Source organism: Salmonella sp. NW177 (genome assembly GCF_051811585.1).
In the GTDB taxonomy this organism is placed as follows: Bacteria; Pseudomonadota; Gammaproteobacteria; order Enterobacterales; family Enterobacteriaceae; genus Salmonella; species Salmonella enterica.
Genome location: NZ_JAMMZV010000018.1, coordinates 1 through 7,530 on the forward strand (window position 1 = coordinate 1; position 7,530 = coordinate 7,530).

The 7,530-nt window shown below is 49.3% G+C and carries 4 protein-coding genes and 3 pseudogenes; 3 read left to right on the forward strand and 4 right to left on the reverse strand.

The features are described 5' to 3' along the window. Nucleotides 1-54: 54 nt before the first annotated feature. Nucleotides 55-759, reverse strand: coding sequence for an IS6-like element IS26 family transposase (locus NA986_RS24110; protein WP_086525284.1), 705 nt, complete (start codon nucleotides 757-759; stop codon nucleotides 55-57). Between the two features lie 24 nt (nucleotides 760-783). Here NA986_RS24110 and NA986_RS24115 point away from each other — a divergent pair, with 24 nt between their 5' ends. Then, nucleotides 784-2,340 (forward strand): methyl-accepting chemotaxis protein, encoded by a 1,557-nt coding sequence (locus tag NA986_RS24115; protein WP_053897648.1) that lies wholly within the window; start codon nucleotides 784-786, stop codon nucleotides 2,338-2,340. A gap of 191 nt (nucleotides 2,341-2,531) precedes the next feature. Continuing rightward, a pseudogene (locus NA986_RS24120) lies at nucleotides 2,532-3,323 on the forward strand (IS5-like element IS903 family transposase); the annotation flags it as partial. Between the two features lie 57 nt (nucleotides 3,324-3,380). Here NA986_RS24120 and NA986_RS24125 read toward each other — a convergent pair. Further along, nucleotides 3,381-3,464 (reverse strand): annotated as a pseudogene (locus tag NA986_RS24125) (SOS response-associated peptidase); the annotation flags it as partial. A 519-nt stretch (nucleotides 3,465-3,983) separates the two neighbouring features. Here NA986_RS24125 and NA986_RS24130 point away from each other — a divergent pair. Continuing rightward, nucleotides 3,984-4,124, forward strand: a pseudogene (locus tag NA986_RS24130) (Tn3 family transposase); the annotation flags it as partial. A gap of 267 nt (nucleotides 4,125-4,391) precedes the next feature. Here the strand turns inward: NA986_RS24130 and NA986_RS24135 are convergent. Further along, nucleotides 4,392-5,396 carry an IS110-like element IS4321 family transposase gene (locus NA986_RS24135; protein ID WP_000427623.1) on the reverse strand — a complete coding sequence of 335 codons (1,005 nt, stop codon included), beginning with the start codon at nucleotides 5,394-5,396 and terminating at the stop codon, nucleotides 4,392-4,394. A 417-nt stretch (nucleotides 5,397-5,813) separates the two neighbouring features. Beyond that, on the reverse strand, nucleotides 5,814-7,250 hold the full coding sequence (locus NA986_RS24140; protein ID WP_000105383.1) for a glutathione synthase: 1,437 nt from the start codon (nucleotides 7,248-7,250) through the stop codon (nucleotides 5,814-5,816). Nucleotides 7,251-7,530 lie beyond the last annotated feature (280 nt).

Genomic DNA, 7,530 nt, shown 5'->3' on the forward strand with positions numbered 1-7,530 from the left:
TGGGCACTGTTGCAAAGTTAGCGATGAGGCAGCCTTTTGTCTTATTCAAAGGCCTTACATTTCAAAAACTCTGCTTACCAGGCGCATTTCGCCCAGGGGATCACCATAATAAAATGCTGAGGCCTGGCCTTTGCGTAGTGCACGCATCACCTCAATACCTTTGATGGTGGCGTAAGCCGTCTTCATGGATTTAAATCCCAGCGTGGCGCCGATTATCCGTTTCAGTTTGCCATGATCGCATTCAATCATGTTGTTCCGGTACTTAATCTGTCGGTGTTCAACGTCAGACGGGCACCGGCCTTCGCGTTTGAGCAGAGCAAGCGCGCGACCATAGGCGGGCGCTTTATCCGTGTTGATGAATCGCGGGATCTGCCACTTCTTCACGTTGTTGAGGATTTTACCCAGAAACCGGTATGCAGCTTTGCTGTTACGACGGGAGGAGAGATAAAAATCGACAGTGCGGCCCCGGCTGTCGACGGCCCGGTACAGATACGCCCAGCGGCCATTGACCTTCACGTAGGTTTCATCCATGTGCCACGGGCAAAGATCGGAAGGGTTACGCCAGTACCAGCGCAGCCGTTTTTCCATTTCAGGCGCATAACGCTGAACCCAGCGGTAAATCGTGGAGTGATCGACATTCACTCCGCGTTCAGCCAGCATCTCCTGCAGCTCACGGTAACTGATGCCGTATTTGCAGTACCAGCGTACGGCCCACAGAATGATGTCACGCTGAAAATGCCGGCCTTTGAATGGGTTCATGTGCAGCTCCATCAGCAAAAGGGGATGATAAGTTTATCACCACCGACTATTTGCAACAGTGCCCTTTCGACTACCTCCCCTCAAAGCCATATCACGTACGTTAATCCTGACTTCATTAAAATCAGTGGTTTCACTGAGGAAGAACTATTAGGCCAGCCTCACAACATCGTAAGACACCCAGATATGCCGCCTGCTGCATTTGAGCATATGTGGAGTACATTAAAATCTGGCCGCTCATGGATGGGGCTAGTAAAAAATCGCTGTAAAAATGGCGACCACTATTGGGTAAGTGCTTATGTAACGCCAATAGCTAAGAATGGTTCGATTGTTGAATACCAGTCTGTAAGGACCAAGCCTGAACCTGAGCAGGTTTTGGCTGCGGAAAAATTATATGCTCAATTGAGAAGCGGGAAGGCCGCGAGGCCGAAATTGGCTGCTAGCTTTTCCGTGAAAATACTCTTGCTCATATGGGGTAGTATTATATCAAGCGCAATGGCTGCCGGCATGCTTACTGATACATCAATAAGCAGCTTATTGTTAGCCACTTTAATGTCAGGAAGCTTAAGCTCTGTTAGTGTTTTGGCTATTCTCTCTCCTCTTGGAAGACTGGTTGAAAGAGCCAGGAATATTTCCAATAACCCATTAAGTCAATCCCTCTACACTGGGCGCACCGATGAGTTTGGCCAAATAGAGTTTGCTTTACGAATGATGCAAGCTGAAACAGGCGCCATAGTAGGTCGCATAGGTGATGCATCAAATCGGCTTAGCGAACACACCCGAGGCCTACTAAAGGATATTGAGTCAAGCAATGTACTTACAGTTGAGCAGCAGGCAGAGACAGATCAAATAGCAACGGCAGTAAACCAAATGGTGGCAAGCATTCAAGAGGTTGCGAGCAATGCACAGCATGCTGCAGATGCGGCCGGAAGAGCAGACACTGAGACGGCATCTGGCCAGCGTCTGGTAGCCCACACAAGCCAGTCAATCACTGCCCTTGAAGGTGAAATTAGGCAAGCCACTCAGGTTATTCATGAGCTTGAAGGTCAAAGTAACGAGATATCAAAAGTTCTTGACGTTATACGAGGGATCGCCGAGCAAACGAATTTGTTGGCACTCAACGCAGCAATTGAGGCCGCGCGTGCTGGTGAGCAGGGGCGTGGTTTTGCTGTTGTCGCCGATGAGGTTCGCAGTCTTGCTGCTCGCACACAGCAATCGACAACGGATATTCAAAGCATGATCAGCGCTCTACAAGAGCGAGCGCAATCCGCTGTTACAGTCATGGAGCAAAGTAGTCGGCAAGCGCACACGAGTGTAGCTCACGCAGAGGAAGCAGCTACAGCTCTTGATGGAATTGGCCAACGCGTTAACGAAATTACCGACATGAACGCGCAAATAGCGACTGCGGTCGAGCAGCAGGGAGCAGTAAGTGAAGACATAAACCGCAGTATTATCAATATACGCGATGCTGCTGATACCAATGTACAGACCGGGCAGAATAATTTGCAAAGTGCGAAATCTGTCGCTCAGTTAACTAGCGCTCTGAGCGAACTGGCAAAACAGTTTTGGGAAAAACGAGGATAACGCTTTTCAGTATCTCGACAGGGATAACTTACTTTACCATCGGTTATCCCTTTTAGCCGCACAAATTTTAGCCATGGCTTTTCAGGAAGTCAGGGCTATCAGAATGGCCTTAGAAAGCCTAGTCAAAGAGCTGTCACGAGAACACCGTTAGCTTAGCGTACGATTTTTTCCGAATTCTGCGGTTCCCCCCACGAGGCAGACCTCAGCGCTATTCTGACCTTGCCATCACGACTGTGCTGGTCATTAAACGCGTATTCAGGCTGACCCTGCGCGCTGCGCAGGGCTTTATTGATTCCATTTTTTCTCTGATGAACGTTCCGCTACGCTGCCCGGATTACAGCTGTGTCAGCAGGCGGGCAAAGTCGGTTAACGTCAGTTTCAAAACGTTCACCCGGGGTGAAATCGCGCATCTGGTGATTGATTCCACCGGGCTGAAGGTCTTTGGTGAAGGCGAGTGGAAAGTCAAAAAGCATGGCCAGGAACGCCGTCGTATATGGCGAAAGTTGCATCTGGCAGTTGACAGCAACACACATGAAATCATCTGTGCAGACCTGTCGCTGAACAATGTGACGGACTCAGAAGCCTTCCCGGGTCTTATCCGGCAGACTCACAGAAAAATCAGGGCAGCATCGGCAGACGGCGCTTACGACACCCGGCTCTGTCACGATGAACTGCGGCGTAAGAAAATCAGCGCGCTTATCCCTCCCCGAAAAGGTGCGGGTTACTGGCCCGGTGAATATGCAGACCGTAACCGTGCAGTGGCTAATCAGCGAATGACCGGGAGTAATGCGCGGTGGAAATGGACAACAGATTACAACCGTCGCTCGATAGCGGAAACGGCGATGTACCGGGTAAAACAGCTGTTCGGGGGTTCACTGACGCTGCGTGACTACGATGGTCAGGTTGCGGAGGCTATGGCCCTGGTACGAGCGCTGAACAAAATGACGAAAGCAGGTATGCCTGAAAGCGTGCGTATTGCCTGAAAACACAACCCGCTACGGGGGAGACTTACCCGAAATCTGATTTATTCAACAAAGCCCGTAGGCAATATTTCGATCGGCTTCATTGGCGAGGAGAGAAAGATACTCTTCCCGCGTCATAGACTGAGAAAAACGTCCGCACATGGTTACCTCCAGTGGCCAGACTTAAAGTATAGATAATGCCGCGTCAGCGGCATGGAGGCGCCAGCTGAAGTTGAATGGAGTACTGCGGGTAAATGGCGCCGTCGCCCGGCGCAGCCGGCTGCTGTTTTGACAGGTTCTGCCTCACCCACCCCCTTCCCTGCAAAGCTATACCCGCTAAAAACGGCTCAGATGCCTCTGTACGCGGTCGGAGTGGTCCCGGCAAGGCGACAGCCGCAGTCGGGGCGTATCTCCGCGTTAGCGGGCCGTTAGGGCCGCTTACGAGCGTGTATCCCAGAACTTACCGCGACACTACTCACAGAGATGACGAAGAGTAGTTACAACACCCATCATTAAAAGCGACACTACTCCCGGCCTTCGGCCGGGGGCGGCGGCGCTTTTCAGTGGTGGGGAGGGGCTCCTGGCTGGCAAACCGGCGCCGGTTTTATGATGAATTTTCATTTGAATGCTGTAACTAACTTGGTTCTCCGGTTGGGGCCCGTCGCGCAGCGATGGGAGCTCTCTCTAGCGCGCGCGGTATTCCTGCACCGTCTGGGTGAAATCAGGGATCGTAAACCGGAAAATCAGAGCTACCGCGCCAGTGGACTGACGCTGCTGACAGCAACTATCTCGCTGTGGAATACAGTGTATATGGGGTCCGCTTGGAAAACGGAATCTATGGTCACTCCCGTTTTTGCAACACCGATTTTGACGACAAGTTGGCTTGCTTGAATCTATCCGGCGTCTGAATGGGATTTTATTCCCGCGCCTTGATGAGTTCCGCGCCTGATGAACCTCCAGAAAATATACGGCTTCAATGAGCCTTTCCGTTTTACAGGTTCCTCAACAGGCCGGTGGGCCGTTAGTATCATCAATATCAGTATTCGCAAAACCAGATCAGTAATTCTTTAAACCGGTGTATTTCTGCCGTTATGCTACATAAGTTTGCTGTCGTGCCGTTAGGGCCCAGGCTATTCTGGCCAGCTTGTTTGCCAGAGCACAAGTGACGACAAAGTTGCTTTTCCGGCACAGTAAATCCCTGACCCAATCGGCCAATTTTCCAGACTGGTGTTCCAGTTTTTGTATGAATACCCTGGCACATTGAACCAACAAAGTTCGGATCTTTTTATTACCTCGCTTACTAATTCCCAGCAATGTCGTCCTACCTCCCGTGCTGTACTGCCGAGGTACAAGCCCTGTTGCCGCCGCAAAGTCACGGCTGCTGGCGTACTGCTTCCCGTCGCCAATCTCAGTTGAAATAGTACTCGCTGTCAGTGTTCCGACGCAGGGAATGCTCAGCAAGCGCTGTCCAACCTCATCTTCGTCCAACTTTCGTTTCAACTGGGATTCCAAATCTTTAATCTGCTCAACAAGATAGTGATAATGCTGTTGTAATTTCAGCAATAACTGGCTGAGGTAAAGAGGCAAACTATTGTCCTCAAGAATGGTACTCAGTCGGCTAATAACGGCAGCTCCTCGGGGAACGCTAATGCCAAATTCCAGCAGAAAAGCATGCATTTGATTGGTTGTTTTTACCTTATCCTGAACCAGGGATTCACGGACACGATGCAGAGCCCGCATTGCCTGCTGAGATTCCGTTCTGGGCTGCACAAAACGCATAGACGGACGCGATGCAGCTTCACAAATAGCTTCGGCGTCGACAAAGTCGTTTTTATTGCTTTTAACGAACGGGCGGACAAATTGTGGTGATATCAGCTTTGGGGAATGCCCCAACTCTTCCAACTTGCGTGCCATAAAGTGAGAACCGCCACAGGCTTCCATTGCGATGGTTGTAGCGGGGCATGTCGCCAAAAATTCGATCAACTTTGGCCGGGTAAATTTTTTACGGTAAACAGCCTTCCCGCGACGATCCTGGCAATGAATATGGAAAGAGTTTTTACCCAGATCGATACCAATGAGCGCAATGTTTTCCATGATAGTTCTCCGAATGAAAGCCTGTCCTCAGCATAGTACCGGGAAGGAGGGAGTGACCATCTCATTAAATATCCCACGCTAAGACTGTTTGCTGTACAAATTGATGTCGACAGCGCGTAATGACCGTAGTCACAGGAACAGCTAATGGTATTGAAAATTGACCCGTAACTGAAACAGCATCGACCCAGCAGCGATGATGTGAACCTTGAAGAACTTTGGGTGCAGCCTCTTATAGCAGCAGTTTTTGCTGTTGTTCCCTTAATAAGATATGCCCTGTAAATACCCTCATGGCTTCATTTATAATACTATTATTAGCTTACTACGACTCAGTCTAGAAACAGCATCATCTCCACTGGGGCTAAAACACCACTTACCGCATGCTTTCATATAACCAGATTTCAGCCCCCTTGAAAGGGACTAATCGCTGTATACCAGCGAGTCTAAAACACCTTGTCCACTATGGACCCCTCCCTCTGTCGATTCAGCTGATTTGCTACGAATTAGATATCCAGCAAAACTGTGCTCAGCACTGGAGGGATTGTTATCTGTCTGCACGGAGAACATTCCAAGTTCGCTTATCAAATCATTCACCTTATGCAACTCCCCTTTACGCACAATCAAGGTGGGCATAGCTCGGGGCTGAGGGTGTAAACGGCGCATCAGCGACCAGGACTGATATTGTTGTGGAGTGAGTTCCGTCAGTTTTGTCAGGATATCCGCACCAAACAGACAATGCCCCCCGCCTTCACCCTGATTTTTGAGAACCCAGGTTTCCGAAGGAGACTCTTTTGCAAGGTTGATACTATCCGGGCTGATGGGTAACATCTCACCCAGTATCGTTTTTGCTATTTTAGCTTCCTGCAGTGTTAATCCAAATGCGACAAACTCGTCGTAACCCAATTGCGAGAGCAGCATTTGTACTCGCTTGCTGGTCGCCAGTTGCTGGCCAACTGTGGCGTTCACTGCAACCCGGTGCTGCTCAATGAATACTCGGGTCGCCATCAGCGCCTGACAACACTCCTGCTCATCGATATTGAATGCTTCATAATCAGAATACTGATATCCGGCACGTAAGTAGACGGTATCAAGTGGGCCTACACCCTCGAGAATGAGCCTGTTGTCGGCGCCTGTACTCAATTGATTATGCAGTTCACGAAAAGTCCTGCGATGCGTTTCGATTCCTTTTTGCTGGAGGGCGAGCTCAAGCAAGTGTTGATCAAACACATTATTTTCATTCTCCTGCACAATCATCAGGAACCTGGCAGGGCCGGGGTCTCCGAACTCCTGCTTAATTCTGCAAGTTGCCTGACAAATCGCTGCTGATAACCCTTCGATCGCTTGATTGTCGACAAGCGCCCCTGTTGCCTGATTCGATAAATCAGAAAAGACAGCGGGATATTGCCGTTGTAGATAGTGATGCAGATCATGTATCCGCTGACCAAACGGCCCCATTCCTGCAGCTATACCATTGAACTCTATAAGCCTGAACCCATCACGATTATCATCCATAAAGTCGCTACGCATAATGAGTAATGGTAATCGAGGAGCATGCCTTGATGATGAATGGATTTGTTGATGCATGTTCAGGAGGGCTGAAAAGAAGGCATTCCCGGCCTTGATGGGATAAATCGCAGAGTACAAAAAATCATGATCCTCAGAAACTGAATAGATTAATTTGCTGAGTATTCCTGTTGCATTCTTTAAGTACTGATAGGATTTACGGCTGATAGGTGTTGGTGTCAGGGTAAACGGGGTATGCACTGCGGAATACGACGATTCCTTGAAAGCAACACCATGAGTTAAGGCCCATTCGACGGCATCATCCTTGAGCTTCTGAACATCAAGAGTACTCATTTTACGTCCCCTGATTTTACCTGGCATATCATTGGTGGTTGTTACTTGGCTATCAGCCTATAAAATTTGATTGATTACTTCAATAGTTCACGTATAGGAAATTGAAAAACCAGTCGATACCATTGTCCACGCCTTATGCCACGTGAGCCTTTCTGCTTTTCCCACCACTCCGGTGGTTTCCCTCTCTGTATGGTCGATTTTTAGGCACTGTTGCAAATAGTCGGTGGTGATAAACTTATCATCCCCTTTTGCTGATGGAGCTGCACATGAACCCATTCAA

Excerpts from the sequence above, each read along its gene's own strand:
- NA986_RS24140 (WP_000105383.1), bottom strand. The coding sequence starts at position 7,250 with ATGAGTACTCTTGATGTTCAGAAGCTCAAGGATGATGCCGTCGAATGG.
- NA986_RS24110 (WP_086525284.1), bottom strand. The coding sequence starts at position 759 with ATGAACCCATTCAAAGGCCGGCATTTTCAGCGTGACATCATTCTGTGG.
- NA986_RS24115 (WP_053897648.1), top strand. The coding sequence starts at position 784 with ATGATAAGTTTATCACCACCGACTATTTGCAACAGTGCCCTTTCGACT.
- NA986_RS24135 (WP_000427623.1), bottom strand. The coding sequence starts at position 5,396 with ATGGAAAACATTGCGCTCATTGGTATCGATCTGGGTAAAAACTCTTTC.